The 26,413-nt window shown below is 63.4% G+C and carries 22 protein-coding genes; 4 read left to right on the top strand and 18 right to left on the bottom strand.

Going from position 1 to position 26,413, the window contains the following annotated elements:
* Positions 1-160: 160 nt before the first annotated feature.
* The 13 genes from FJ959_RS18500 to FJ959_RS18440 all read right to left on the bottom strand — a co-directional run bounded on the left by FJ959_RS18500 (position 161) and on the right by FJ959_RS18440 (position 16,323).
* Positions 161-1,693: a LysM peptidoglycan-binding domain-containing M23 family metallopeptidase gene (locus tag FJ959_RS18500; RefSeq protein ID WP_140631332.1), complete on the bottom strand. Its 1,533-nt coding sequence runs from the start codon at positions 1,691-1,693 to the stop codon at positions 161-163.
* A 177-nt stretch (positions 1,694-1,870) separates the two neighbouring features.
* Positions 1,871-2,524 carry a protein-L-isoaspartate(D-aspartate) O-methyltransferase gene (locus FJ959_RS18495; protein WP_140495769.1) on the bottom strand — a complete coding sequence of 218 codons (654 nt, stop codon included), beginning with the start codon at positions 2,522-2,524 and terminating at the stop codon, positions 1,871-1,873.
* Complete coding sequence (gene surE, locus FJ959_RS18490) at positions 2,521-3,279, bottom strand: 5'/3'-nucleotidase SurE (protein WP_140495768.1); 759 nt, start codon at positions 3,277-3,279, stop codon at positions 2,521-2,523. The genes FJ959_RS18495 and surE overlap by 4 nt, the downstream gene beginning before the upstream one ends.
* Positions 3,279-4,583, bottom strand: coding sequence for a serine--tRNA ligase (serS, locus tag FJ959_RS18485; RefSeq protein WP_140623383.1), 1,305 nt, complete (start codon positions 4,581-4,583; stop codon positions 3,279-3,281). The genes surE and serS overlap by 1 nt, the downstream gene beginning before the upstream one ends.
* A gap of 376 nt (positions 4,584-4,959) precedes the next feature.
* Complete coding sequence (gene tatC / locus FJ959_RS18480) at positions 4,960-5,823, bottom strand: twin-arginine translocase subunit TatC (protein WP_140495766.1); 864 nt, start codon at positions 5,821-5,823, stop codon at positions 4,960-4,962.
* A complete protein-coding gene (gene tatB, locus FJ959_RS18475) occupies positions 5,820-6,554 on the bottom strand; it encodes a Sec-independent protein translocase protein TatB (RefSeq protein ID WP_140495765.1) in 735 nt (244 codons plus the stop codon). Before tatB ends, tatC begins: the two co-directional genes overlap by 4 nt.
* A gap of 85 nt (positions 6,555-6,639) precedes the next feature.
* A complete protein-coding gene (locus FJ959_RS18470; RefSeq protein WP_015317533.1) occupies positions 6,640-6,861 on the bottom strand; it encodes a twin-arginine translocase TatA/TatE family subunit in 222 nt (73 codons plus the stop codon).
* 179 nt (positions 6,862-7,040) lie between these two features.
* Entirely contained in the window at positions 7,041-7,820 is a 780-nt protein-coding gene (scpB, locus tag FJ959_RS18465; protein WP_140631329.1) for an SMC-Scp complex subunit ScpB, read from the bottom strand.
* Positions 7,817-8,620: a ScpA family protein gene (locus tag FJ959_RS18460; RefSeq protein ID WP_140561539.1), complete on the bottom strand. Its 804-nt coding sequence runs from the start codon at positions 8,618-8,620 to the stop codon at positions 7,817-7,819. Before FJ959_RS18460 ends, scpB begins: the two co-directional genes overlap by 4 nt.
* A gap of 60 nt (positions 8,621-8,680) precedes the next feature.
* Positions 8,681-9,700 (bottom strand): beta-N-acetylhexosaminidase, encoded by a 1,020-nt coding sequence (gene nagZ, locus FJ959_RS18455; RefSeq protein WP_140631326.1) that lies wholly within the window; start codon positions 9,698-9,700, stop codon positions 8,681-8,683.
* A 125-nt stretch (positions 9,701-9,825) separates the two neighbouring features.
* A complete protein-coding gene (locus FJ959_RS18450) occupies positions 9,826-13,185 on the bottom strand; it encodes an SPOR domain-containing protein (RefSeq protein WP_140631323.1) in 3,360 nt (1,119 codons plus the stop codon).
* Between the two features lie 103 nt (positions 13,186-13,288).
* Positions 13,289-15,046 (bottom strand): arginine--tRNA ligase, encoded by a 1,758-nt coding sequence (argS, locus tag FJ959_RS18445; protein ID WP_140495761.1) that lies wholly within the window; start codon positions 15,044-15,046, stop codon positions 13,289-13,291.
* Between the two features lie 62 nt (positions 15,047-15,108).
* On the bottom strand, positions 15,109-16,323 hold the full coding sequence (locus FJ959_RS18440) for a deoxyguanosinetriphosphate triphosphohydrolase (RefSeq protein ID WP_140631320.1): 1,215 nt from the start codon (positions 16,321-16,323) through the stop codon (positions 15,109-15,111).
* 126 nt (positions 16,324-16,449) lie between these two features.
* Here FJ959_RS18440 and erpA point away from each other — a divergent pair, with 126 nt between their 5' ends.
* The 4 genes from erpA to FJ959_RS18420 all read left to right on the top strand — a co-directional run bounded on the left by erpA (position 16,450) and on the right by FJ959_RS18420 (position 18,379).
* Complete coding sequence (erpA, locus tag FJ959_RS18435) at positions 16,450-16,797, top strand: iron-sulfur cluster insertion protein ErpA (protein WP_140631317.1); 348 nt, start codon at positions 16,450-16,452, stop codon at positions 16,795-16,797.
* Positions 16,798-16,802: 5 nt separating this feature from the next.
* Positions 16,803-17,195, top strand: a complete 393-nt coding sequence (locus tag FJ959_RS18430; RefSeq protein ID WP_140495758.1) for a VOC family protein — start codon at positions 16,803-16,805, stop codon at positions 17,193-17,195.
* 7 nt (positions 17,196-17,202) lie between these two features.
* Positions 17,203-17,997 carry an exodeoxyribonuclease III gene (gene xth, locus FJ959_RS18425; protein ID WP_140495757.1) on the top strand — a complete coding sequence of 265 codons (795 nt, stop codon included), beginning with the start codon at positions 17,203-17,205 and terminating at the stop codon, positions 17,995-17,997.
* 64 nt (positions 17,998-18,061) lie between these two features.
* Positions 18,062-18,379: a hypothetical protein gene (locus FJ959_RS18420; RefSeq protein ID WP_140564102.1), complete on the top strand. Its 318-nt coding sequence runs from the start codon at positions 18,062-18,064 to the stop codon at positions 18,377-18,379.
* Between the two features lie 36 nt (positions 18,380-18,415).
* Here FJ959_RS18420 and FJ959_RS18415 read toward each other — a convergent pair whose 3' ends face one another.
* From FJ959_RS18415 to FJ959_RS18395, 5 genes are all read right to left on the bottom strand, one after another.
* Positions 18,416-19,243 carry a tetratricopeptide repeat protein gene (locus FJ959_RS18415; protein ID WP_140517142.1) on the bottom strand — a complete coding sequence of 276 codons (828 nt, stop codon included), beginning with the start codon at positions 19,241-19,243 and terminating at the stop codon, positions 18,416-18,418.
* Positions 19,230-20,954 (bottom strand): dihydroxy-acid dehydratase, encoded by a 1,725-nt coding sequence (gene ilvD / locus FJ959_RS18410; RefSeq protein WP_140495754.1) that lies wholly within the window; start codon positions 20,952-20,954, stop codon positions 19,230-19,232. The genes FJ959_RS18415 and ilvD overlap by 14 nt, the downstream gene beginning before the upstream one ends.
* A 307-nt stretch (positions 20,955-21,261) precedes the next feature.
* Positions 21,262-22,491 (bottom strand): OmpP1/FadL family transporter, encoded by a 1,230-nt coding sequence (locus tag FJ959_RS18405; protein WP_140495753.1) that lies wholly within the window; start codon positions 22,489-22,491, stop codon positions 21,262-21,264.
* Positions 22,492-22,850: 359 nt separating this feature from the next.
* Positions 22,851-25,634 carry a valine--tRNA ligase gene (locus FJ959_RS18400; protein ID WP_140631314.1) on the bottom strand — a complete coding sequence of 928 codons (2,784 nt, stop codon included), beginning with the start codon at positions 25,632-25,634 and terminating at the stop codon, positions 22,851-22,853.
* A gap of 258 nt (positions 25,635-25,892) precedes the next feature.
* The gene (locus FJ959_RS18395; protein WP_140495751.1) at positions 25,893-26,390 is read right to left on the bottom strand and encodes a MarR family winged helix-turn-helix transcriptional regulator; all 498 of its coding nucleotides are present in this window, start codon (positions 26,388-26,390) and stop codon (positions 25,893-25,895) included.
* Positions 26,391-26,413: the final 23 nt, after the last annotated feature.

Genomic DNA, 26,413 nt, shown 5'->3' with positions numbered 1-26,413 from the left:
CAAAATTTGATCCTGGTTAGACATGCATGAAAACAACGACGTGCATCCAGCAACCAACTGAAAAAGCCCGCTCCTTGCGGGGCGGGCTGAGCCGGCGGGCCGGACTGGAGGTCAGGCGGCCCGCAAATCGCTTTTTTTATTCTATTCGAAATAGCCCCGACTATTCGAGATAGCCGGAGGGATCGACCGGGGCCGAGTTCTTGCGCACTTCGAAGTGCAGCTTCGGCGAGTCCGTCGTGCCGCTCATACCCGACAGCGCGATCTCCTGGCCGCGCTTGACCTTCTGGCCGCGCTGGACCTCGATCGAGCTGGCGTGACCGTAGACGGTGACCAGGCCATTCTCGTGCCGCACCAGCACCGTATTGCCGAATTCCTTGAGGCCGTCGCCAGCATAGATGACGACGCCATTCTCGGCCGCCTTGACCGGCGTGCCTGCCGGCACGGCGATGTCGACGCCGTCCTTGCCGGAACCGAAGCCGGAAATGACGCGGCCGCGCACCGGCCAGCGCATCTTGCCTATGCCGGTGGCGTCCGGCGCCACAGCGTCGTCATCCTCGGCCTGCTGGATGACCTTGGCGTCTTTCTTCGGCGGCGTGTAGGAAGCCAGCGTTTGCGACGGCGTCGTCTTGGCCGTCGGCTGCGTCGTGGCTGTCGTCACCGGGTCTACCGCCGCAGGCTTTGCGGCGGCCACCGTGGCCGTTCCGCCGGCCGGCACCTTCAGCGTCTGGCCGATCTTCAGCAAGCCGTCCTGCATGCCGTTCGCCTGCTTGATGGCGACAACCCCGACGCCAGTCTTCCTGGCGATCGAGGAAAGCGTATCGCCCGACTGCACCGTATAGGCGCCGGCGCCAGCCTTGGGCGCGGCGGCGGCCGTTTGCGGCGCGGGCTTGCTGTCTTTGGGCTTGTTCGCCGCGGCCGAAGCATCGACCTGCGCGGCTGACTTGCCCTCCTTGAGCTTCGGCTGCTGCGGCAGCACGGCGACCTTTTCCGGCGCGGTGGCCGGCAAGTCGCGCTTGCCGTTGGCTGGCTTGGCGTCGGCAACCCTGGGCTCGGCCTTGCTGGAATAGGCGTAGGCCGGAATGATGATCTTCTGGCCGGTCTTCAGCCCCTTGGTCGCGCTCAGCCCGTTGACCTTCATGATCACGTCGGCCGGCACCTTGTAGTGCTGCGCCAGCCCGGAGATCGTTTCACCGTCCCTGACGACGATTTCGGTGGCATGCGCCGTGCCGGCTGCCTTGGCGTCGGGCTGGGCATCCTTGAAGGGCTTGGCCGCGGGAGCAATCGTGCCGGTCGTCGTCGTCCGGTCGACATGCGGTGCCGGGCGCACCAGAGCGGGCGCCGATGCAACACGCACCGGATTGGCGGCGGGTGCCAGCGCCGGAGCCGGCTGCGCCTGAGCGACCGGTGGCGGCAGCGGCCGGGTCGAAACCGGTTCGAGGCTGGAGCGGCTGACCGACTGCGTGTGGCTGCCATCGACCGGCGCGGCCGCGACATCGCCCGGATAGGGCTGCTGCACGGCATCCTGCTTGTTGATGATGGCGCGCTGATTGTTTGTCGAGGAGGTGAAGACGTCGTCGACGCCGTTGAACCGCGACACTTGCGAGCTGCACCCAGCCGCGGCACCCGCGATCATGAGAACAGCGCAGCCCCGCGCCAAATTGCGACTGTTTGCCTTCAAAACACTGAGTTGCATCGCACTAACCCGCACAAACTCTGCACCAACTGGACAGGATTAAAGCGCGTTAATGTTACTGGTCGGTTAACCCCTTAGAATCAGACGCAAAATTTCTTAAAATATTTGAGGCCGCCCAGACTGCCCATATAGAGGCACGCGCAGCCGCCGTTGCAGGCCGGCTGACATGGACAATCCCTAGATAACGGCCGCCAGGCTGCGCAATACCGGCTGCAGGCGCACGAGGCCGATATCCTCGCGCTCGAAACGGCTGCCGACCTTGGTGAGCTTGGCCAGCACCTGCTCGCCCTCCTCCGGTCCGATCGGCGCGATCACGATGCCGCCGCTCGACAACTGGTCGAGCAGGAAACGCGGCAGGCTGTCGAAGGCGGCCCAGGCGACGATCCGGTCGAACGGGCCTTCTGCGGCCAAACCGGAGGAACCATCCACCTGGCGCGCGATGACGTTGCCGATGCCGAGCGCCTCGAAGCGCTGCCGCGCCTGTTCGACCAGCGTCTTGTAGCGGTCGATGGTGACAACCCGGCCTGACAGGCGCGACATCACCGCTGCCGTATAACCGGAGCCGGTACCGATCTCGAGCACGCGATTCCCGACTTCGATGGCGAGTGCGGCGATCACCGCCGCCTGCATGTCCGCGCCCTCGATCGCTTCGCCGCATTCGATCGGCAGCATGCGGTCCGACCAGGCGATGGAATGGAATTGGGCGGCCAGGAAGCCGCGCCGCGGTGTCGCCTCGAAGGCCGCGATCAGCGCCTTCGGCACGGTCCCCCTGCCGCGCAGGCGCAGCAGGAAGGCGGCAAATCCTTCTCGGTCATCGATCGGCAGGTTCATGCAAGGGCCTTGCTCAGCTGGTCACGAATCTCATGCGCGGTGAGGTCGAGCTGCAGCGGCGTCACCGACACCAGGCGATTGCGCAGCGCAAAAAGGTCGGTGCCCTGCTTGCCCTCGACGGGTTCGCGGCCGAAGCGCAGCCAGTAGTACGGCAGCCCGCGCCCGTCGCGGCGTTCCTCGACCCACAGGCTGTGTACGAGCTTGCCCTGCGAGGTGACCACCGTGCCGGCGACCTCTTCAGGCAGGCAGTTCGGAAAATTGACGTTGAGCAGCACGCCGTCCGGCAGCGGCGTCGCGACGAGTTTCTTGAGCAGCGCCGGCGCCAGCGCCTCGGTGGTCTCGTAGGGAACGACGCGGTCCTCGCCGATAGTGCTGTAGCCCTGGCTGAGCGCGATCGAGCGTATGCCGAGCAACGCGCCCTCCATCGCGCCGGCGACGGTTCCCGAATAGGTGACGTCGTCAGCGATGTTGGCGCCGGAATTGATGCCCGACAGGATCAGGTCGGGCGCGCCGGGCAGGATCTTCTTCACGCCCATGATGACGCAGTCGGTCGGCGTGCCGCGCACGGCAAAGTGCTTCTCGCCGATTTTCCTCAGCCGCAGCGGCTCCGAGATCGACAGCGAGTGCGCATAGCCGGACTGGTCCTGCTCCGGCGCCACCACCCAGACATCGTCGGACAATGTGCGCGCGACGCGCTCGAGCGACGCCAGGCCCTCGGCATGAATGCCGTCGTCATTGGTCAGGAGAATACGCATTATTTCGATTCGATCTTTTCCAGCCCGCCCATATAAGGCCGCAGCACTTCAGGAATGGTTACGCTGCCATCCTCGTTCTGGTAGTTTTCGATGACGGCGATAAGTGCGCGCCCGACAGCCGTGCCTGAGCCGTTCAGCGTATGGACGAAGCGGTTGCCCTTGCCGTCCTTGTCCTTGTAGCGGGCTTCCATGCGCCTGGCCTGGAAATCGCCGCAGACAGAGCAGGACGAGATTTCGCGATAGGCGTTCTGGCCGGGCAGCCACACCTCGATGTCATAGGTTTTTCGCGCGCCAAAACCCATGTCCCCGGTGCACAGCACCATGGTGCGGAACGGCAATTCGAGCCGCTTCAGCACTTCCTCGGCACACTCGGTCATCCGCTCATGCTCGGCGAGCGAGGACTCCTGATCGGTGATCGACACCAGCTCGACCTTGTAGAACTGGTGCTGGCGCAGCATGCCGCGCGTGTCGCGCCCTGCCGAGCCGGCCTCCGAGCGGAAGCACGGCGTCAGCGCGGTGTAGCGCAGCGGCAGTTTCTCATGGGCGGTGATCTCCTCGCGCACGAGGTTGGTGAGCGGCACTTCGGCGGTGGGGATGAGGCCAAGCCTGCCGTCCCCATGCGGGGTGAAGAACAGATCCTCCTCGAATTTCGGCAGCTGGTTGGTGCCGAAAAGAACATCGTCCTTGACCATCAGCGGCGGGATGACTTCCTCATAGCCATGCTCGGTCGTGTGCAGGTCGAGCATGAACTGGCCGATCGCGCGTTCCATCCGCGCCAGCCCGCTCTTCAGCACGGTGAAGCGCGAGCCGGAAAGTTTCGCGGCGCGCTCGAAATCCATCATGCCGAGCGCTTCGCCGATCTCGAAATGCTCCTTCACCCAGTTCGGGCGGGTCGGCACCTTGCCGATGATATGCTTGACCACGTTGTCGTGCTCGTCCTTGCCGACCGGCACATCGTCGAGCGGCACATTGGGCAGCACCGCCAGCGCGTCGTTCAGCGCCTTGTCGAGCTCGCGCTCGCGCGCCTCGCCGTTCTGGATGAAGGTTTTTATCTCGCCGACTTCGGCTTTCAGTTTTTCGGCAAGGGCGGCATCGCCCGAACGCATGGCATTGCCGATCTCTTTCGAGGCGGCGTTGCGGCGTTCCTGCTTGGTCTGCAGCTCGGTAACATGTTCGCGCCGCGCCTCGTCCCTGGCGATCAGGTCATCGACGGTGGACTGCGCTTCCTCGACCGACCACGAGCGCTTGACCAGCGCCTCGACAAGGGCCTTCGGGTTGTCGCGAATCCATTTGATGTCAAGCATGGTCTGAAAGCTCCTGCGGTAGCTTGCCGCCAAGGCGCGCGGCGGTTTGCGCTACGATATGCTCCAAGAATATAGCCTGAAACGCATCGTCGGTTTCGCGATGCGTTTCAGGCCAGAGGGGGTAAACCGCATCTCTGATCGATGCAAGATCGGGCTTGCTGACGGCAGGGGCCGCGAGCCCGCTTTCGAGTGGTGAGGGATAGCGCGACAGTCCAGAAATAAAAAACCCGCCTCGGCGGCGGGTCGTTGGCGCAAATCAGCACCATAACCGAATATGTACCATAGCGGCGGGCACCAAGTCAAGAAAAAATTCCTATCGGCACCGGGCCGCGCACCGATTCCGAGGCCGGCAGCCCGCAGGGGCGACGCGCCTGCCCTATGTGGAGGATGCGTCTGCCGGCTTTTCCGCCACCTCTTCCTCGGATTGCTGCTTCTCCCGCGCCAGGCGCTCGCGCTCCTGGCTGCGTTCAATCATCCGCGCCGACCAGATGGCGACCTCGTAGAGCAGGATGGTCGGGATGGCGAGGCCGATCTGGCTCATCGGGTCGGGCGGCGTCAGCACCGCCGCGACGACGAAGGCGATGACGATCGCCCATTTGCGCTTCTCGGCCAGCGCCTTGGATGACAGCATGCCGACGCGCGTCATCAGGCTGGTCACCACCGGCAGTTGGAATACCAGGCCGAAGGAGAAGATCAGCGTCATGATCAGGCTGAGATATTCCGACACCTTCGGCAGCAGCGAAATCTGCACCTGGTCGTTGGTGCCCGACTGCTGCATGGCGAGGAAAAACCACATCACCATCGGCGTGAAGAAGAAATAGACCAGCGAGGCGCCCATCAGGAACAGGATTGGCGACGCGATCAGGAACGGCAGGAAGGCGTTGCGTTCGTTCTTGTAGAGGCCGGGCGCGATGAACTTGTAGATTTGCGTGGCGATCAGCGGAAAGGCGATCACCATACCGCCGAACATGGCGAGCTTGACCTGCGTGAAGAAAAATTCCTGCGGTGCGGTGTAGATCAGCTCGACCTTGTGCGGGTCGAGCCCCGCCCATTGCGTCGCCCATTTGAATGGCACGACAAGTAGGTTGAACAGCTTCTTGGCGAAGAAGAAGCAGACCAGGAACGCGGCGAAGAAGCCGCCGAGCGACCAGATCAGCCGGCGGCGCAACTCGATGAGATGCTCCATCAGCGGCGCCGAGGATTTCTCGATCTCGTCCTTTTCCTTGTCCGAAACGCTCACTTGGCGGCTCCCGCCGTCTTTTTGGCCACTGGCTTCTTCGCTGGAGCCGGTTTCGCCTCGGCCTTGGTCGTCGCCGCCTTGGCTGCTGCCGGTTTGGCAGCCTTTGACGCCGCCACGGGCTTCGCCGGCGCTTTGGGTGCTGGCGCGGGTTTGGCGGTCGCCGCTTTCGCAGGCGTGGAAGCTTTCGCGCCGTTCGCCGAAGCCTTGGCGGGCTTGGCCGCTTTCCCTGCCGCAGGTGTCTTTGGCGCCAGCTCTGTCGGCGCTGAGGACGCCACCACCGATTCATCGGTCATGACTGGGAAGATCGGCGCGGCCGGCGCGGTATCGGGTTCAGTGGGCCCCGGCATGGTGGTCGCGCCGTTCTTCAACGGTTCGGCCGCCTGCGGCACCGAGCCGGCGGGCGCCGCCGTATCGACGGCCGGCTTCGGCTTCATCGCCGCGTCGACGCCGGAACGTACATCGGCGGCCGCCTGCTCGAACGGATTGAGCTGTTTCCTGATCTCGGCAACCGGGCTGAGCCCCCTTAGCTCGTCGACCGATTTTTTGACGTCGTCGAGCTCCGCTTCCTTCAGCGCCTCGTTGAACTGCTTCTGGAAATCGGCCGCCATGGCACGCAGCTTCGCCGTCGTGCGGCCGAAGGTGCGCAGCATGTTGGGCAAATCCTTCGGCCCGACGACCACGATCATAACGATCGCGATCACCAGCATTTCGGTCCAGCCGACTTCAAACATGGCTATCCGTTCCGACTAATGCATGCCGCCCAAAAGTGCGAAGCGGTTCTGGGACAACGACACGCACAAAGCAACAACCCTTGGCTCAGCTCTTGCTGGCCTTTTCCTTCGCTGCCGAAACGGTTTCGTCGGCGCGATGTTCGACGGTACGCTTGTCGTCGGCAACGTCGTCGTCCGCCATGCCCTTCTTGAAGCTCTTGATGCCCTTGGCCATGTCGCCCATCAGCTCGGGTATCTTGCCGCGGCCGAACACCAGAAGCACGATGACCAGCACGATCATCCAGTGCCAAATCGAAAATGAACCCATAGCAACTCTCTCTCGAATGGTTTCCCTGGCGATGATCTATGCGTTTTCGCGTTGGGATTCAAACACAACCGCGACAGAGTTTATGAAAGGGTGTCGGATGTCACGCATTTTCGGCAATGCGGTCCGCTACCAATCGGCGCATCTAGCCCGGGAAAGCCTCCAGGAACAGAGGCTTGCGGTCAATCTTCCGTGACGCGCGGCGTCAGCAGGCCGAGTTCCTCGAGATCGATATCGGTCAGCGGATCCTCGTCCTCGGTCAGTACATCCGGGTCCGCCGGCGGCTGCGGAATGGAGAAATTCGAAGGCATGCGGCCCGAAAGCAGGCCGGCACCCTTCAACTCCTCCATGCCGGGGAGATCGCGGATTTCCTCGAGCGCGAAATGGTCGAGGAAGGTTTCGGTGGTGCCATAGGTGACGGGACGGCCGGGCGTTTTGCGCCGGCCGCGCATGCGCACCCATTCCGTTTCCAAGAGCGTATCCAGCGTGCCTTTCGAGGTTTCGACGCCTCTGATGTCCTCGATCTCGGCGCGGGTCACCGGCTGGTGATAGGCGATGATCGCCAGAACTTCGAGCGCCGCGCGCGACAGCTTGCGCTGTTGCACGGTGTCACGGCTCATCAGGAAGGCAAGATCACCGGCGGTGCGAAACGCCCAGGCATCGCCGACCCGCACCAAATTGACGCCGCGCCGCGCATAGATCTGCTGCAGCTCGGCCATCGCGAGCGCGATGTTGATGCCATCGGGAAGGCGCGCGGCCAACTGCTTTTCGCTGACCGGCTCGGCACTGGCGAAAACGATCGCCTCGGCCATGCGCACCGCCTCCGCCATATGCAGCCGCTCGGCGGGATTCTGCGCCGGATTCTGGGCCGGATTCTGAACCGAAGCTTGGTCGACCTCGCCCTCCTCCGGTTCGTTGTCCACTTTGAACGGGACAACCGAAGCGTTGGCGCGTTCGCTCATGATGCCACCTCGACTGCCTTGATTGCCGGTGCGCGGTGATCGCGCAGATAGATCGGCGCGAACACCTCGTCCTGCCGCACATCCATCTTGCCCTCACGCACCAGTTCCAGTGTCGCCGCGAACGAGCTGGCGATCGCGGTGCGCCGCTCTTCAGGGCTGGACAGATATTGGACGAGAAAACTGTCGAGCGCCGTCCAGTCCCGCAAGCTTCCGATCAGCCTTGTCAGGATGTCGCGGGCGTCCTTGAGCGACCAGACGCCGCGCCTGGCGATCGTGACATTGGTGATTGCCTGCTTCTGCCGCTGCTGGGCATAGGCGGTGAGCAGATCGTAGAGCGACGCCGAATAGGCATTGCGCTTCTCGATGATGACCATTTCCGGCATGCCGCGCGCGAACACGTCGCGGCCGAGCCGGTTCCGGTTGACCAGCCGCGCCGATGCATCGCGCATGGCTTCCAGCCGCTTGAGCCGGAATTGCAGCACCGCCGCCAGTTCCTCGCCGCTTTCGCCTTCCTCGCCCGGCTGCTTCGGGATCAAAAGCTTCGATTTGAGGAAGGCGAGCCACGCCGCCATCACCAGATAATCCGCGGCGAGCTCAAGTCTCAGTGCCCTCGCCGTCTCGACGAAGGCCAAATACTGCTCGGCCAGCGCCAGGATGGAAATGCGCGCGAGATCGACCTTCTGGTTGCGGGCAAGATGCAGCAGAAGATCGAGCGGGCCTTCGAATCCTGCGACGTCGACGACCAGCGACGGATCGCCGGTCAGCCGGGAATCATCGCTTTCGGCCCACAGGCGGTCCATCGGTGCGGCCTTCCCGGCCTTGCTTTCCAATGCTTCCGCCACGTCCCGTTCTTCCCTCTGTCAGGCCACCGCATCGAAATAGGTGGCGAATTCGGCGCGTATCTCGGTTTCTTCAGCCGCGTCGCGTTTTTCTATATAGGTCATTGCCCGGTTTGCGCGCTCAAGCGACTTGCCCTCAAGCCCTTTGGTTCGCGATGCGATGCCCGCCATCTCCTCGAAAACGCCGTTGCAGTGAAGGACCAGATCGCAGCCGGCCGCAAGGATCGAGGCCGCCTTTGTCGGGAAATCCCCAGAAAGTGCCTTCATCGAGGTGTCGTCGCTCATCAGCAGCCCATCGAAGCCGATCTCGCGGCGAATGATCTCGTCGATGACCTTGCCGGAGGTGGTCGCCGGGTTCTTGGGATCGATCGCGCTGTAGACGACATGCGCGGTCATGGCCATCGGCAGGTGGTTGAGTTCCCTGAACGGCGCAAAATCGTGCCGCTGCAGCTCGCCCATCGAAGCGTCGACGACAGGCAGTTCGAAATGCGTGTCCGCGAAAGCCCGGCCATGGCCGGGAATATGCTTCATGACCGGCAGCACGCCGCCAGACATCAGGCCTTCCGCCGCGGCGCGACCGAGTTCGATGACCGGGCGCGGCTCCTTGCCATAGGCGCGCGCGCCGATGACGTCGCTCGCCCCTTCGATCGGCACGTCGAGCACCGGCAGGCAATCCGCCGTGATGCCGTAGCGCAGAAGGTCGAAAGCGTGCAACCGCGCCATCAGCCAGGCGGCACGGGCTCCGGCGTCATGGTCGTCGCGCCACAGCGCACCGAGCGCGCCGCCGGCTGGATAGTTCGGCGCCAGCGGCGGCCGCAGCCGCTGCACCCTGCCGCCTTCCTGGTCGATGAACACCAGCGCGTCCGGCCGTCCGATGCAGTCGCGCATCTCGGCGACCAGATCGCGGATCTGCTCGGTCTCGCTGATGTTGCGGGCAAACAGGATGAAGGCCCACGGGCATTCATTGCGATAGAAACTGATTTCTTCGCGGGTGAGCGATTTCCCGGCACAGCCGAGGATCATGGATTTTGATTCGGTCATGCCGACGAGTCTAGAATCTTCCGCGGCCAAAGGGAATCACGTCGAAAAGTGCAAAAAGAAAACGGCGCGGCGTTGAGGCCGCGCCGGTTTTCAAACTGCTCTCCTCCGACACGGGAGGTGAATGACTACCTCGACACGAAGCAGTTGCCGCCGGCAGCCTTGTAGCTGGTGCACAGATTGATGGCATCGTTGCGCGACTGCGCGGGCACGCGGACGCGGTAGAAAGTCCCCTTGCCGGCGATCTCCGCCTTGACGATGTTGGCGGTGCGGCCGGAAAGCACGCCACCATAGCGACGCTGCAGATCCTGATAGGTCGACTGCGCGCTTTCGACCGTCGGCTGCGAGGCGATCTGCATCGACCACGAACCGCCGCCGGTCGAGGGCGCCGCGGGACTGATGGAGGCAACCTGATCGGGCTTGACCTCGCCGACCACGTCGACCGGCTGGTCGGACGGGCGCTGCGGCGCGACCGGGACCTTGGCCGGCGTGTTGGCCGACTGGGCCTTGGCTTCCGCCTTGGGCTCGGCCACCGGTTTCAGGGCTGGCTCATCGGCCGCCTGCGCGGCGTCCGGCGCCACCGTGCCGGTCTGGTCAGCATCAGCCTGAGCCGACGGCGCGACATGTTGCGGCGCCGGATCGACCGGCTCCACGGCAGCCACTTTCGGTGCGGCGGGCGCCGGATCCTCACGCGGCACCAGCGACCCGTCCGATTTGACCACCATGGTCCTAACCTTGCGCGGCGCCACGGCGACGACGTCGGGATTCGTTCCCTTGTCGGCATCCTGGAGGACCTGCGCGATGCGGTCCTCGGACTTGGCTGCGGGCGCGGCGTTATCGGCTGGCGCCGCAACGGCGGTTGGAGCATCGCCGCCGTCGCCGTCGGTCGCGTCGGCTGCGGTCTGGTCGGGCGAGAGATCGACGGCGCGAGCCGGATCTTTCGCCGCCACATCGACCGGTTCCTCGACATTGGTGACGAGCTTCTGCTGGACCGGCTCGGCGGGCTTGGCGCCCTTGGCGACCGCGTCATAGACCTTGTTGTCCTGGTTCGGCACCACGGCGCCGCCCGGGTTTTCCGGCTTGACCTTGATCGGTGCATTGTCCGCCTTGACCAGGACCGGGGCGTCACTGCCGCCCTGGCCGCCCGGAGACAGCGCGAAGGCGCCGAGGCCTCCGGTGACAACGACTGCACCGACAATGGCGGCGATGAGCAGGCCGCGCCTGCGCGGCGACCCGCCGGCCTCGCGTTCGGCGAGACCAGGAACCGACATCGCCTCGTCCAGCTCGGGATCGTAGTCGAGCTCGTCGACGGCAAAATCGTCGGCCTGTGAAACCGGCTGGCTGCCGGGCAAGTCGTCGACGTCGAAGCCGTTGGTGGCGTCGGCATAGCCTGCCGGCGCTGTCGCGCGGGCAGACATTTCCGCCGGCCGTGCCGCGTAGGTGCGGGCCTCGGGCTGATAGCCCGGCTTGAGCCCCTCATAGCCCGGCTTGAGCGCCTGATAACCCGGCTTGGGAGCCTCATACCCCTGTTCAAAGGCATCGTAACCAGGCTTGAAGCCGGTATTGTAGGATTCGTTGGCATAGGACGCGCTGGTGTTTGCGGGAGCCGCAGCGACATCCACTGTATTCATCTCGGTCAGCAGATTGGAGAATTCGGCGTCGAGATCGTCGTAGCCGGGCGCGGCCGGCTCATCCTCTTCGAAGTGCAATTCCGGAATGTCGAGATCATCTTGAAGCGCCACGACGCGCTCCGGCACATCGACGGTCTCGACATCGGGCATCTCGTCATCGAACGCGGACTGCTCGCGCTGTGCGGCGGCCGGCGCCGCATAAGCGGCAGGCTCGGCCGCACGATAGGTCGGGACCGCGGCAGACGGCGCCGCGGCCATGGGGGCCGCCGAAGCCATCGGCTGGGCGGTAAAACTCGCCTGTTGCGGCTGTGGGACCGGCGTAACCCGGCTCCACGAGCGGGCCGGCTCGGGCGGCGTGGACTGCATCGTCAGCCAATCGAGGGGATCGTCGCGGAAAGTTTCCGGCGCGGCGGGATCCGCGGCGACGTCTTCATCCCGGTCGATGCCTTCGGCCAGGTCGATGCTTGCGGCGAGTTCCGCTTCGAAATCATCGCCTTCAGAGGCAGCGGCATGCGCGCCGAGGTCCTGGTCCTGAAGCTCATCGAGCATGAGATCGTCAAGATCGACGTCAGCGGCCGAGACCGCCTGATGCTGCTGCGCCGCCGCAGGTTCGTCCAGGTTCCAGTCGAGGTCACCGGCCGCCGGTTCTTCGTCGGGTTTCGCGGTCGCGGCGACAGGCTGCTGAACCGCTACCTCCTCCTCGGCCACCGGCGCCGAGCGTGCGCTCATGGCGCCCAACAGCGCGTTCAACTCGTCTTCAAGGCTACGCTCGTCGGCGGCGGCATGCACCGGTTCGGCCATAGCCGGGGCGGCCGGATGAACGGGGGCAGCCACAGGCTCAGCGGCCGGCTCGTCCGTCGCTTCGGCAAGCGCGTCGTTGAAATCCTGCTCGAAAGCATCATCCAGCGGCGCATCGGCGGCCAGATCTGCTGTCTCGCCTTCCGCATCCGTCACCTTGGCGAACACGTCATCCATTTCGTGCGCATCGGCCGTCTCGGCGGTCACGTCGTGCGCGTCAAGCGCATCCGTCTCCGCAGCCACGGGCGCATCGGTCGCGACCGAGTGATCGGCAGCCAGATCGAAATCGATATCCGCCAACGTGTCGCCGAAAGCCGTGGCGTCATCAAAGCGATCGCCAAAATCCTCTTCGGAAACCGCCTGGTTCGCGTTCAGCGCCGTCTCGAGGGGAAGCTCGACCGGAGCCGCGGCCGCTTCAGGCTGCAGCTGCGCCACGTGACCATCGAGCATCAGTTCGTCTTCGAGCGAAAGAGCAAAGCCATCGTCGAATTCATGGTCGACGGTAGGCTCCGCCACTTCGGCGGCCAAGGCGGGCTCGGCCGCATCGGTCGCGTCATCAAGCCGGAAGTCCTGATCGAGCGATGCCGCAAGCTCGTCCGCCATGGGCAGATCGTCATCGAGCGGCGAAACGCCATCGAGAGAGCTGGCTACCGCATCGTCGAAATCCGTATCGAAAGCGGCATCGACGGTTGGCGCGGCCTCGGCAACTGCGTCGTCGGCACCATGCTCATCGTCGAGCTGCATGTCGTCGAACGCCATGGCGAGTTCGTCATCCATGCCGTCGGTAGCGGCGGCGTCGAACGCCGGCTCATCAACATCGGCGACCGTCGCGGCGTTGCCTTCGGCAAAGTCGAAGTCGCCCATCAACTCCTTTTCGAGATCGATGTCGAAATCGACCTCCTGCGCCTGCTGATCAGCGGCGGCTTTCGGTTGGGCGGGCGCCTGTGGCTTGACCGGCTGGCGCGGGTCGAACCCCATGATCCTGGTCAGTTCCGCGAACGGATCATCGTTGGCGATGTCGTTGTTGTCGGCTATTCTCAGCTGGGTTCTGTCTGCCATTATTGTTCCCGAACTCGCACTCATTCGGACGCCATGGACGTCGCGCAGGGTTGGCCCTTACCAGCGCAATGTGGGCAAAAGGTGACAGGTTTTTTAGTCAAACCTAACGCATTTCGGTGGGCGCCGCGGCGCCGATCAGCGTCAGGCCGGACGTCAAGACATCCGAAACAGCCTGCACCAGCCCTAGTCTGGCATGCGTCAATTGTCGGTCGTTAACCTTAACAAAACGTAAGTCCGGATTATCGGTGCCGCGGTTCCAGTGCCCGTGGAAGCTTGAGGCCAGATCGTAGAGGTAGAATGCCAGCCGATGCGGCTCGAGCGCAAGTGCCGCCGACTCGATCAACCGTGGATATTCAGCGAGTTTCCTGATCAGGCCGATCTCGCCTTCGTCGGTCAACAATGCCACTGCAGCCGCCAGGCTGTTGCGATCGAAATTCGCTTCGCCCAACTGCTCGCTCGCCTGCCGGAACACCGAATGGCAGCGCGCCGAAGCGTACTGCACATAGAATACCGGATTGTCCTTGGACTGCTCGGTCACCTTGGCGAAGTCGAAATCGAGCGGCGCATCGTTCTTGCGATAGAGCATCATGAAGCGGATGGGGTCACGGCCGACTTCCTCCACCACCTCGCGCAGCGTCACGAAATCGCCGGACCGCTTGGACATGCGCACCGGCTCGCCATCGCGAAACAGCTTTACCAGGTTGCACAGAAGAACCGTGAGCTTCACCTCGTCGCCGGCGATCGCCCGCGCCAGCGCTTCCAGCCGCTTGACGTAGCCGCCATGGTCGGCGCCGAGCACGTAGATCAGCTCGACGAAGCCGCGATCGACCTTGTCCTTGAGATAGGCGACGTCGGCGGCGAAATAGGTGAACGAACCATCCGACTTGACCAGCGCCCGGTCCATGTCGTCGCCGACCGCCGTCGAACGGAACAGGGTCTGTTCGCGATCTTCCCAGTCGTCCGGCCTCTCGCCCTTGGGCGGCGGCAGCTTGCCTTTGTAGATATGGCCCTTCAGCGTCAGGTCGTTGATCGCCGAGCGGATCTTCCTGGCATTGTCGGCGTGCAGCGTGCGCTCGGAGAAGAACACGTCATGATGCACGTTGAGCAGCGCCAGATCCTCGCGGATCATCGCCATCATCGCGTCGATGGTGCGGTCCTTGACGATGGCGAGCGCCTCTTCGTCCGGCATCTGCAGCAAGGACCGGCCGAATTCCTTGGCCAGCGCCTGCCCGACCGGGACCAGATAGTCGCCTGGATAGAGCCCGGCCGGAATCTCGCCGACCTCGTCGCCAAGCGCCTCGCGATAACGCAGCATCACCGAGCGGCCGAGAACGTCGATCTGCGAGCCGGCGTCGTTGATGACATATTCCTTGGTCACGTCGTAACCGGCAAAGGCCATCAGATTGGCAAGCGCATCGCCAACGACGGCGCCACGGCAATGGCCGACATGCATTGGCCCCGTCGGGTTGGCCGATACATATTCGACATTGGCCTTCCTGCCGCCGCCGATGCTGGAGCGGCCGTAATTGCGGCCCTCGCCCAGAAGCGTCGTGAGATGTGCCTGCCAGAAACCGTCCTTGAGCCGCAAATTGACGAAGCCCGGGCCAGCAACCTCGGCGGCCGCGATATCCTTGTCGTCCCGCAGCGCGAGCGCCAGGCGCTCAGCCAGCGCCCGCGGGCTCTGGCCGGTGGGCTTGGCCAGCACCATCGCCGCATTGGTCGCGAGGTCGCCATGGCTGGCATCGCGCGGCGGCTCGACGGCGATGCGCGACAGGTCGGGCGAAACGCCGTCATTGTCTTTCAGATCAAGCGTCTCGACGGCTTTTATGATTCGCGCGGTGAAGTCGGCGAAGATGTTCATGGGTATGACTCTGGCGGCTTTGCAGGGAATCCGGCTTGTTGGCCGGCAAAATCGAGCCCGCCCTAGCTCAAATCCGGCGTATCGTCAAACAAACGCCGGTGTTCCTTCAGCGCGTAGGTGTCGGTCATCCCCGCCAGGAAGTCGGCCACGCTGCGCGCCTTGATGCGATCCTCGGCCCGGTCGAGCCCCTCGCGCCAGCCGTCCGGCATAGCGCGCGGGTCGGCGAAATAGACGTCGAACAGGTCCCTGACGATCCGCTCCGCATCGGCGCGCACGCGCATGACTTCCTTGTGCCGGTAGAGGTGCTTGTAGAGAAAGGCCTTCAGCTCTTTCTCGGCGACGGCCATTTCGGCGGAAAAGGTCACCATCGTCTCGCCCGCCGCCCTCACCGCATCGGCGCTCCGCGGCCCGGTGCGTTCCAGGTTGGCGGTGGTCGACCTGATCACGTCCTCGACCATGGCGGTGATCTGGCGCCGCATCAGCTCGTGGCCGGTGCGCACCTCGTCGAGATTGGGATAGCGCGCGCGCACCCCCTCCAGGATGGTCCCCGGCAGCGAGACGGCCTTCAGCATGTCCAGCGTCAGCAGCCCCGCCCTCAGGCCGTCGTCGATGTCGTGCGTGTTGTAGGCGATATCGTCGGCGATCGCAGCACACTGCGCCTCGATGCCGGCGAACCGGTCGAGTTCGAGGTCGTGCAGTTCCGAATAGTCGCGGATCGCCTGCGGCACCGGACCCTTCAGGCCCTTGCCGTTGGCATCGGTCAGCGGACCATTGTGCTTGACCAGGCCTTCCAACGTTTCCCAGGTCAGGTTCAGTCCGTCAAACTCGGCATAGCGCGCTTCCAGCCTTGTCACGATGCGCAGCGATTGCGCGTTGTGGTCGAAGCCGCCCCACTCAGCCATCTTCTCGTTGAGGGCGTCCTCGCCGGTGTGGCCGAAGGGCGTGTGGCCGAAATCATGCACCAGCGCCACCGCTTCAGCCAGATCCTCGTCGCCGCGCAGCGCCCGCGCCAGAGCGCGTGCGATCTGCGCCACCTCGATCGAATGGGTCAGCCGGGTGCGATAATGATCGCCTTCATGGGCGATGAAGACCTGCGTCTTGTGTTTCAGCCGGCGGAACGCGGTGGAATGGATGATGCGGTCGCGGTCGCGCTGGAACGGCGTACGGGTCGGGCTTTCGACCTCTTCGAACAGGCGCCCGCGCGAGCGCGCCGGATCGCTGGCATAGGCCGCGCGGGGCCTATAGCCAAATCCGATGTCGCCCAACTCGTTGGTCATGGTCGATGCCGCCTGACTTTGGCCGCCTGACTTTGGCCGCCAGACTATGGCCGGTTGACTTGGCCGGTTGACTTGGCCCTTCGCGCTTCATACCTATCATGTGAAACCGAAAGCAAGGTGACGCCCATGGGCGCGGATGCCAAGACCGCCATGAAAGTCGAGATGACCGATGCCGCCGCAAGGCGGATCGCCAAGATTGTGTCGGACGAGGCCGGCAAGACGGCGTTGCGCGTTTCTGTCGAAGGCGGCGGCTGCTCCGGCTTTTCCTACAAGTTCGATCTGGTCGACGCGCGCAACGACGACGATGTCGCCATCGAGAAGGACAGCGCCACGGTTCTGATCGATGATCTGTCGCTGGTCTATATGGGCGGGTCGGTGATCGATTTCGTCGACGACCTGATGGGCCAGTCGTTCCAGATCCGCAACCCGAATGCGGTCGCCTCCTGCGGCTGCGGCACAAGCTTCTCCATTTAGGAACAATGCCTGCCATTGGCGCGGTTCGTCAGGTCGCGCTCTCGGCCGGGCGAGACCTCGACGCGACCCTGGCCTTCTGGTGCGACGTGCTCGGGATGAGCGTGCATGTGCGTTACGATCCGCCGGGCATCGCCTTTATCATGGCCGGCAGCGTGCGGCTGCTGTTCACCGACGGCATTCCGGCCGGAACCGTCTATCTCGACATATCAGGTCTCGAGGATTTCCACGCCGGCGCGAAAGCTGCGGGCGTTCCCTTCACCGCGCCTCCAACGCTTGTTCATCGCGACACCGAGGGCCAGTTCGGTCCGGCGGGGGAAAGCGAGTGGATGGCCTTTCTAAAGGATCCCGCAGGCAATACGATCGGCCTGGTCGAACGTCTTGCCCCGGAAGAACATTGAGGCCGCCATGAAGATCGTCACCTGGAACATCAACGGCATTCGCGCCCGCATCGGCAATCTCACCCATTGGCTGACCGAAAGCGCCCCCGACATCGTCTGCCTGCAGGAGATCAAGACGGTCGACGAGCAGTTCCCGCGCGCCGAGATCGAGGCGCTTGGCTACAATGTGGAAACCCACGGCCAGAAGGGTTTCAACGGCGTCGCCCTGCTGTCGAAATTGCGCTTCGACGAGGTCATCAGAGGTCTGCCCGGCGACGACGCCGACGAGCACGCGCGCTTCATCGAAGGTGTGTTCTCGACCGACAAGGGCGCGCTGCGTGTCGCCTCGCTCTATCTGCCGAACGGCAATCCGATCGATGACGAGAGGAAATTCTCCTACAAGCTGTCCTGGATGGCGCGGCTGGAGCGCTGGGCCGAGGAGCGGCTGAGGCTGGAGGAAGCCCTGGTGCTGGCCGGCGACTACAATGTCATTCCCGAACCGGTCGACGCGAAGTTCCCGGAGAACTGGCTGAATGATGCGCTGTTCCAGCCGCAGACGCGGCAGGCGTTCCGCAGGCTGAAGAATCTCGGCTTCACCGAAGCAGTGCGTTCGGTCACCGATGCGGGCGACACCTTCACCTTCTGGGACTACCAGGCCGGCGCCTGGCAGAAGAACAACGGCATCCGCATCGACCACCTGCTGCTGTCGCCCGAGGCCGCCAACCGGTTTTCATCGGCCTCGATCGAAAAACATGTGCGCGCCTGGGAAAAACCGTCCGACCACGTGCCGGTGGCCATCGATCTCGATTTGCTGCCGGCCTGAGGGAGACCCCGGGCCCGCGCTGGACCTCGTATCGCCACAATCAGGCGCATGATGGGAGATCATCATGGCGGCTGGGGTTCCCATGACCATACGACTTGTCCTTTGTCCGATCGGCCTGGCATTCGCTATCGCCGTCCCTGCGGCGGCTTTCGCCGCCGAGGAATGTCTTGCCAATGGAAAATCCTACCCGGTCGGCCAGGTCGCCTGTCTGACGATCGCCGACAAGAGCCACCTCGCCCGCTGCGAGATGGTGCTCAACAACACCTCATGGACGAAAGTCGGGGACAGCTGCCCGCAAGACACGCTGGCGCCGCACCGGCGGATGACGCCGATCTCGGCGCCGGCTCCCAGCATGGTGCCGGCGGAGCCGACCGAGAATTAATGTCTGATTAGCGATCTCCTCGTGGGGAGATCATCCTTACTGATCGGCGCTGTTGCCCTTGGTCAGGATGTCGTCAGCGAGCGAGATCGCTGTGCGGCGGTCGGCTTCGCCGGCGGCGGCAAAGGCCTCCTCCTGCATGCCGCGGATCCAGGGCTGGTCGGCGGGCGCCGCACGTTCGAGTGCTGCCGTCATCATCGCCAGGCCGCGCACGATCTTGCCGCTCTGGAACAACAGATGGCCGAGCGTCGCCTGCGCGCCGGCATGGCCTTTTTCGGCGGCGAGCTGGAACCAGCGCCCGGCCTGCTTGACGCTGGCCTTCACGCCGCCCTCGCCCTTCAGGAACATCTGCCCCATCTCGAACTGGGCATTCGGGTTGCGGTAGTTGGCGGCGGCGCGCATGTAATATTCCTGGGCCGCCACTTCGTTCTCGGTCACCGGGCTGCCGGGAATGCCCTTGCGCAAATAGTCGCCCAGCGCCACCAGCGCGTCGGAAACGTAGCTTTCTTCCGGTGAGCCGGGCTCGACGTCCTGATCGACGATCTCCGAAAAGAACTTGAACGCCTCGTAATCGTCGCGCGCCACGCCATCACCCTCGGCATACATGCGGGCAAGCTTCCAGGTGGCGCCGATCTGGCCGTTCTCGGCGGCGTATTTATAGGCCTCCGCGGCCTGTTCCTTGTGGCCGTTCTTGTAGGCGGAGAAGCCGAACTGGAACACCGCCCAGGGGCTCGACTGCGGCTTCACGCCGGTCTTGTCGTCGAACACCTTGTCGTCGAAGGCCATGGCCTGGCCGACGGCGCCAAAGATCGCTAACGCGACCAGTGCCGGAAGGACAGACGACCTCAACAACTCAGATGTCCGCATAGCAGTGTGTTTCTTTCGCACCGCCCGGATGGGTGACCGCGCCGTCGCGGGCGGAACCTACCGTCTGTGCGTATTTCCATATCGCGCCGGACTGATAGTCGGTTGTGCGCGCCTTCCAACTCTTTGCCCTCGCAGCCAGTTCCCTATCGGACAACGCCACATCGATCGTGCCGTTCACGGCATCGATGGAGATCACATCGCCGTCCCGGATGAGGCCAATCGGACCGCCAACGGCGGCCTCGGGCCCGACATGGCCGATGCAGAAGCCGCGCGTCGCGCCCGAGAAACGACCGTCTGTGATCAGCGCCACCTTGCCACCCATGCCCTGGCCGTAGAGTGCCGCCGTCGTCGACAGCATCTCGCGCATGCCAGGTCCGCCGCGCGGCCCTTCGTAGCGGATGACGAGAACTTCGCCTTCCCGGTAGTTGCGATGCGTCACCGCTTCGAAACATTCCTCTTCCGAATCGAAGCAGCGCGCCGGGCCGGAGAACTTCAACTCCGTCATGCCCGCGACCTTCACGATCGCGCCTTCGGGGGCAAGGTTTCCCTTCAAGCCCACGACACCGCCGGTTTGGGTAATAGGTCTGTCGGCCGGGCGGACCACATCCTGGTGTTCATTCCAGGCAATATGCTCCATATTTTCGGCCAAAGTGCGGCCAGTGACCGTCAGGCAATCGCCATGCAGGTAGCCGTGGTCGAGCAGCGTCTTCATCAACAGCGGAATGCCGCCGGCCTCGAACATGTCCTTGGCGACATATTTGCCGCCGGGCTTGAGGTCGGCGATGTATGGCGTCTTCTCGAAAATCCGGGCGACATCGAACAGGTCGAACTTGATGCCGGCCTCATGCGCTATGGCCGGCAAATGCAGCGCCGCATTGGTCGAGCCGCCGGTGGCCGAAACCACCGTCGCCGCGTTCTCCAGTGCTTTCAGCGTGACGATGTCGCGCGGCCGGATGTTCCTGGCGATCAGTTCCATGATCTTTTCGCCGGAGGCGAAGTTGAAACGATCGCGCATTTCATAAGGCGCCGGCGCGCCGCAGGAATAGGGCAGTGCCAGACCGATCGCCTCGGCCACGGTCGCCATCGTGTTGGCGGTGAACTGGGCGCCGCAGGAGCCGGCCGAGGGACAGGCGGCCTGCTCGATTTCAAGCAGTTCGGCATCGCCGATCGTGCCGACCGAGTGCTGGCCGACCGCTTCGAACACATCCTGCACGGTGATCTGGCGGCCGCGGTAGCTGCCGGGCAGGATCGAGCCGCCATAGATGAAGATCGACGGCACGTTGAGCCGCACCATGGCCATCATCATGCCGGGCAGCGACTTGTCGCAGCCGGCGAGCCCGACCAGCGCGTCGTAGCAATGCCCGCGCATGGTGAGCTCGACCGAATCGGCGATGACCTCGCGCGACACCAGCGACGACTTCATGCCCTGGTGGCCCATGGCGATGCCGTCGGTGACGGTGATGGTGCAGAATTCGCGCGGCGTGCCGTTGGCGGCCGCGACGCCCTTCTTGACCACTTGCGCCTGGCGCATCAGCGAAATGTTGCAGGGCGCCGCTTCGTTCCAGCAGGAGGCGACGCCGACCAGCGGCTGTGCGATCTCGGCCGCCGACAGGCCCATGGCATAGAGATAGGAGCGATGCGGCGCACGCGCCGGACCGACGGTCACATAGCGGCTGGGGAGCTTAGCCTTGGAGATGACTTTGGCGTCCATACTCTTCCTTGCCCCACATCTTCCTCGCAAGAGGGCGGTGCGGCCTGCTCCCATCGCCGAGCCTTTTGGCGCGTGTCCCGAGACAAGATCGAGGTGCGCCGGGTTTATGGCGGGAAATGGGCAATTTCGTCGGCCTGACTTCTAGCGCAGGGGTTGTTCAGAAAGTGTTGCCAAAACATCACAACGACACGAGGCGGAGCTGGTGCGGTTTATCTGCAACGCAGCCCTGGGGCCGACAGGCTCGGCCACAGCCCCGGAACGAAAAAGGCCGGGCATTGCCCGGCCTTTCATTTGATTTTACAGAGACTTAGAACTTGATCTTCACACCACCAGAGATCGCCGTGATCAGATCATTCCCGAAATCATAGCTGGCATCCTCGCCTGCAACATAGCCGTTCTCACCAGCCAATGTCCCCGAGTGGCCGCTGGTCAAAACGCCGACCGCTCCAGCGAGCCGCACTTCGATGTTGGGCTGCGGCGTATAGGCGACGCCGCCGCCCAGGGTCCACGTATCGGTCTGCGCACCATAGCCATGCGAGGTGCCACGATCCCAGGTCAATTGACCGGCGGCACTCCATTGATCATTGAACTTGTGGCCGATACCACCTGAAACGGTCCAGCCGTCACGATACATCAGGTCGAGCGACGTCACCTGACCCGGGCCGTTCGTGAAGCAAGCCGCCCCAGGCGCAATTGTTGGACAGATCGGAACGCTCTGCAGCACGCTCCAGTTGACCCACTTGATTGAGCCGAAGGCCAGCCAGTCAGGCGCAATACCGGACTGCAGTTTCAGTTCCAGCGAATCCGGCATCGACTCCTCTGCGCCATAGATCGGCCGAGAACCTCCAAGAATAGCTGGTAAGGTGAGTGTGCCCGAAATGTTGTCTAGCTTGACTTTCGAATTGTAGACCAAGCTGGCGCGGAGCGCGATATCAGGGATTTCGTAGGCAACGCCGGCGCGCCAGCCCCAACCGTTAGCCTCCAGATCGACACGACCAAGCAGCGGTTGTCCGAGGGGAGTAAAACCGACCAAGCTTTCCTTGAAGCCTGAAATGTCCTGATAGAACAACCCGCCGATAAAGCGGAGCTGGCCCTTGCCAGCATCAAACTTGTAGGAACAGGTGCCGGCGTAATTGTTGCTCTTGATATCGGTCTCGACGTTAGAAAGCGCTCCGTTCCACATACCTGGTGCGGTATGCGCGCCCCAAGGCTGCGAATAATCGACCATGCAGTCGACGCCCTGCACAACCTGGGCCTTCATTCCTATGCGCGGTACCCAATAGCCCTCGGCTCCGTCGGCCGAGGTACCAAGGCCGAGATTGGCTCCACCGGGACCACGCGCATTCTCGTACTTACGGTCCGGCATCACATAGGTCGCTTCCGCGTCCGTCGCGAACGGCGCCGGATCAAACAGCAGGTCGATATCGTAGCCGCCACGTTCCAGGCCGCCGGCATGTGCCGAGCTCATTGCCGTCCCCAGCAAAGCCAGCGAAAAGCACCCTGCCCCCAGCAGTGCTTTCAAACGCAGATTGTTCATGGATGTCCTCCCCGAATAGTCAGTGCATCCAGCTAGAACCAATTCGGGTTAACGGTGCAACAACGAATTCTTGGGGCGTACATGTACACGTCCACCGGACGCATTCCGGACAAAATGCAGACCAGCGCAGCGAGGCAGAAAAACGGTTCGCCGGGCGTGTCTCACTCAGAAAAACGGGAGAAAATCGGCCAAAAAGGCCAAAAATAATCAGTTTTGAGCAGTCGAATGCCCCATTGTTACATTATGGCAACAATGGGGCGAAAACTTCCGTTTACGTCAACATTAACGCTACGGAATGCCGGTTTCGAGGCAAAAAGCCACCCCATTTTAGAGGGCCCTAAAGTCTCCCGAATCTGCCCTCAACCCGCTTCGCGAACCCTGGCCAGCGCCACCGAAAACTTGCCCTGCGCCTCGCGGTATTCGGCCAGCTTTTCACGCTCGGCTTCCACGATCTCGGCCGGCGCGCTGGCGACGAATCTTTCGTTCGACAGCTTCTTGTGCAGGCGTGCGATCTCCTCGGTCACCTTGGCCAGTTCTTTCTGCAAGCGCGCGGCCTCGGCGGCGAGATCGATCAGGCTGCCGAGCGGCAGGCAGACCGTTGCCTCGTTGAGCACGATCTGCGCCGAGCCCTTGGGTGCGGCGTCAACCTGCGAGATGTCGCCGACGCGCGCCAGCCGCTTAATCGCGGCGGCGTGGCGCTCCAGCCGTTCGCGGGTAAGCGTGTTGGCTCCGATCACCATCAGCGGCGCGATGGCTGCCGGCGGCACGTTCATTTCCGAACGCACGGAACGAATGCCGGAGACGAGATCAACCAGCCAGTTGATGTCGGCGGCCGCTTCAGCGTCCTCGAAATCCGGCGACGGCCACGCGGCATGGCAAAGCAGCGAAGCGCGCTCCTTGCCCTCGCCCGCGGTCTGCGCCCAAAGTTCCTCGGTCATGAACGGCATCATCGGATGCAGGAGCTTGTAGATTTCGTCGAGCACGAAGGCGACGCAGGCGCGGCTTTCGGCCTTGGCCGCCTCGTCCGTGCCCATGAACACCGGCTTCAGCAGCTCCAGATACCAGTCGCAGAACAGGTTCCAGACGAAGCGGTAGGCCGCCCCCGCCGCCTCGTTGAAGCGATATGAGGTGATGCCGTCCGTGACCTCTCGCGCGGCGCGCGTCAGCTCGGTCAGGATCCAGCGGTTGACCGCCAGCTTGGCGTCGTTCAGCCAGAAATCGTCGTTGCGCGCGACTTCGTTCATCTCGGCGAAGCGCGTCGCGTTCCAAAGCTTGGTGCCGAAATTGCGGTAGCCGGCAATGCGCGCCGGGTCGAGCTTCACGTCACGCCCCTGCGCCGCCATCACCGTCAGCGTGAAGCGCAGCGCGTCGGCGCCATATTCGTCGATGAGGTCGAGCGGGTCGACGACATTGCCTTTCGACTTCGACATCTTCTGCCCGTTCTTGTCGCGCACCAGCGCGTGCATGTAGACGGTGTGGAACGGCTCCTCGTCCATGAAGTGCAGGCCCATCATCATCATGCGCGCGACCCAGAAGAAGATCAGGTCGAAGCCGGTCACCAGCACGTCGGTCTGGTAGTAGGTTTTCAGCTCCGGCGTCTCATCCGGCCAGCCCAGCGTCGAGAACGGCCACAGCGCCGAGGAAAACCAGGTATCGAGCACGTCCTCGTCACGGGTCAGGATTTCGCCCGGCTGGAAATTCTCGAGCTTGTCCTCGACCCAGGCCTTCCAGGGTCCTTCGAGCGCCAGATAATATTCGATCGCGGCACTCAGCGCCTCTTCCTCCGTCTTCTCGACGAAGACGCGCCCGTCCGGCCCATACCATGCCGGAATCTGGTGGCCCCACCAAAGCTGGCGCGAGATGCACCAGGGTTCAATGTTCTCCATCCACTGGAAGTACGTCTTTTCCCAATTCGCGGGTATGATCTTGGTACGCCCCTCGCGCACCGAGGCGATCGCCGGCTTGGCCAGTTCGGCGGCGTTTGCATACCACTGCTCGGTCAGGAACGGCTCGATCGGCACGCCGCCGCGATCACCATGCGGCACGGCGTGGCGATGCGGCTCGACCTTGTCGAGGAAGCCGCCTTCTTCCATCAATTCGACGATCCTCTTGCGCGCGACAAAGCGGTCAAGGCCGTTGAGTTCATCCCAGACGGCTTGGCGCTCCGGCGTCACCTCGAGCCCGGCGAGGAAATCCTCGTTGTCCCTGAGGTTTACCGCCGCCTCGACGGTGAGGATATTGATCGCCGGCAGCTTGTGGCGCTTGCCGACCTCGAAGTCGTTGAAGTCATGCGCCGGCGTTATCTTGACCGCGCCAGAGCCCTTCTCGGGGTCGGAATACTCATCCGCCACCACGGGAATCTTGCGGCCGACGATCGGCAGGACGACATTCTTGCCGACCAGGTGCCGGAAGCGCTCGTCGTCCGGATGCACGGCGACGGCCGTATCGCCCAGCATCGTCTCGGGGCGCGTCGTCGCCACGATGATGAAGGTCTTCGGGTTTTCCGGATCGAAGGCCACGCCTTCGACGGGATAGCGGAAGTGCCAGAGATTGCCGTTGACCTCCTGCTGCTCGACCTCGAGATCGGAGATCGCGGTGAGCAGCTTGGGATCCCAGTTCACAAGGCGCTTGTCCTTGTAGATCAGGCCTTCCTTGTAGAGCGTGACGAACACTTCGAGCACGGCCTTGGACAGGCCTTCGTCCATGGTGAAGCGTTCGCGCGACCAGTCGGCCGAGGCGCCGAGCCGCTTCAGCTGGTTGAGGATCGCGCCCCCGGATTCGGCTTTCCACTCCCACACTTTCTCGATGAACTGTTCACGGGTGAGGTCGCGGCGATGGATCTGCTTTTCCATCAACTGCCGCTCGACCACCATCTGCGTGGCGATGCCGGCATGGTCCATGCCCGGCTGCCACAGCACGTTCTTGCCGCGCATGCGCTCGAAGCGAACGAGAATATCCTGCAACGTGTTGTTGAGCGCGTGGCCCATATGCAGCGAGCCGGTGACGTTGGGCGGCGGGATGACGATGGTGAAGGCCTCGGCCCCCTCCTCGGCGCCGGCGCCGGCGCGAAACGCGTCGGCCTCTTCCCACACCTTGGCAATCTTCGGTTCGACGGTTTTGGCGTCGTAGGTCTTTTCAAGCATGGGAAAATGGTCCGCGCTGTCGGATTTTTGCTGGTCCGGTGTAAATCGGAAGGCTTTGACCGAGTCAACCGTAGGGGCCGCCTCGGCAACCGGCACAACGAAAGAGGATCACCGTTCAGATAGTGTCTGTCCCGTATGCGACAATCCCTGGTGGCGTCGGCACTGTCACCGGCTCCAGCCGGAGAGGCATTGCACGCCTACGCCGCCCAATCCCAAATGCCAGCTCGGGTCGTACGAAACGAGGAATAGTGCGACGTCTCAGGACGCGCTGGAGTCCTCTGGTTTTTCTTTCAAAGCTTCGGCGAACTTGCGCATGAGCCGCACGAGTTCGTCGATGTCGTGTGCGTCCCAGCTTTCGAAAACGGCGCGAGCGTTTCTCTCTCGTGCTGCGTCGATCTTGTCGGTCATCGCCTTGCCCTTTGGCGTGACGACAGCCTCATTCACGCGGCGGTCTGTCTCGCTCTGCCGGCGCACGGCCAGGCCAAGGCTTTCGAGCTTCGCCACCTGACGGCTGACAGTGGTGTAATCGCGGCCAGCCCGGTCGGCGAGGTCCACTATCCCGATCGGCCCAAGCCGCTCTATCCCGACCAGCAGAGGAAACAGTGCGCGGTCGAGTGCAATTCCGGCCTCCTTTACCATCTGCTCATCGCGCTGAGGCCGGTTCATAAGGCTGGCAATCTCGATCAGCGCTCCGTGGAGTTCACGAATCTGATGACTCCCAATATGTGTATTTTTCACGTTTTTCATTGACGCCACTCCGACTCTCCATTATGTGCATT

This window comes from Mesorhizobium sp. B2-2-4 (assembly GCF_006442375.1).
Taxonomy (GTDB): Bacteria; Pseudomonadota; Alphaproteobacteria; order Rhizobiales; family Rhizobiaceae; genus Mesorhizobium.
The sequence above is the reverse complement of the archived record's forward strand: the minus strand, read 5'-3'. Positions and strand labels throughout refer to the sequence as shown.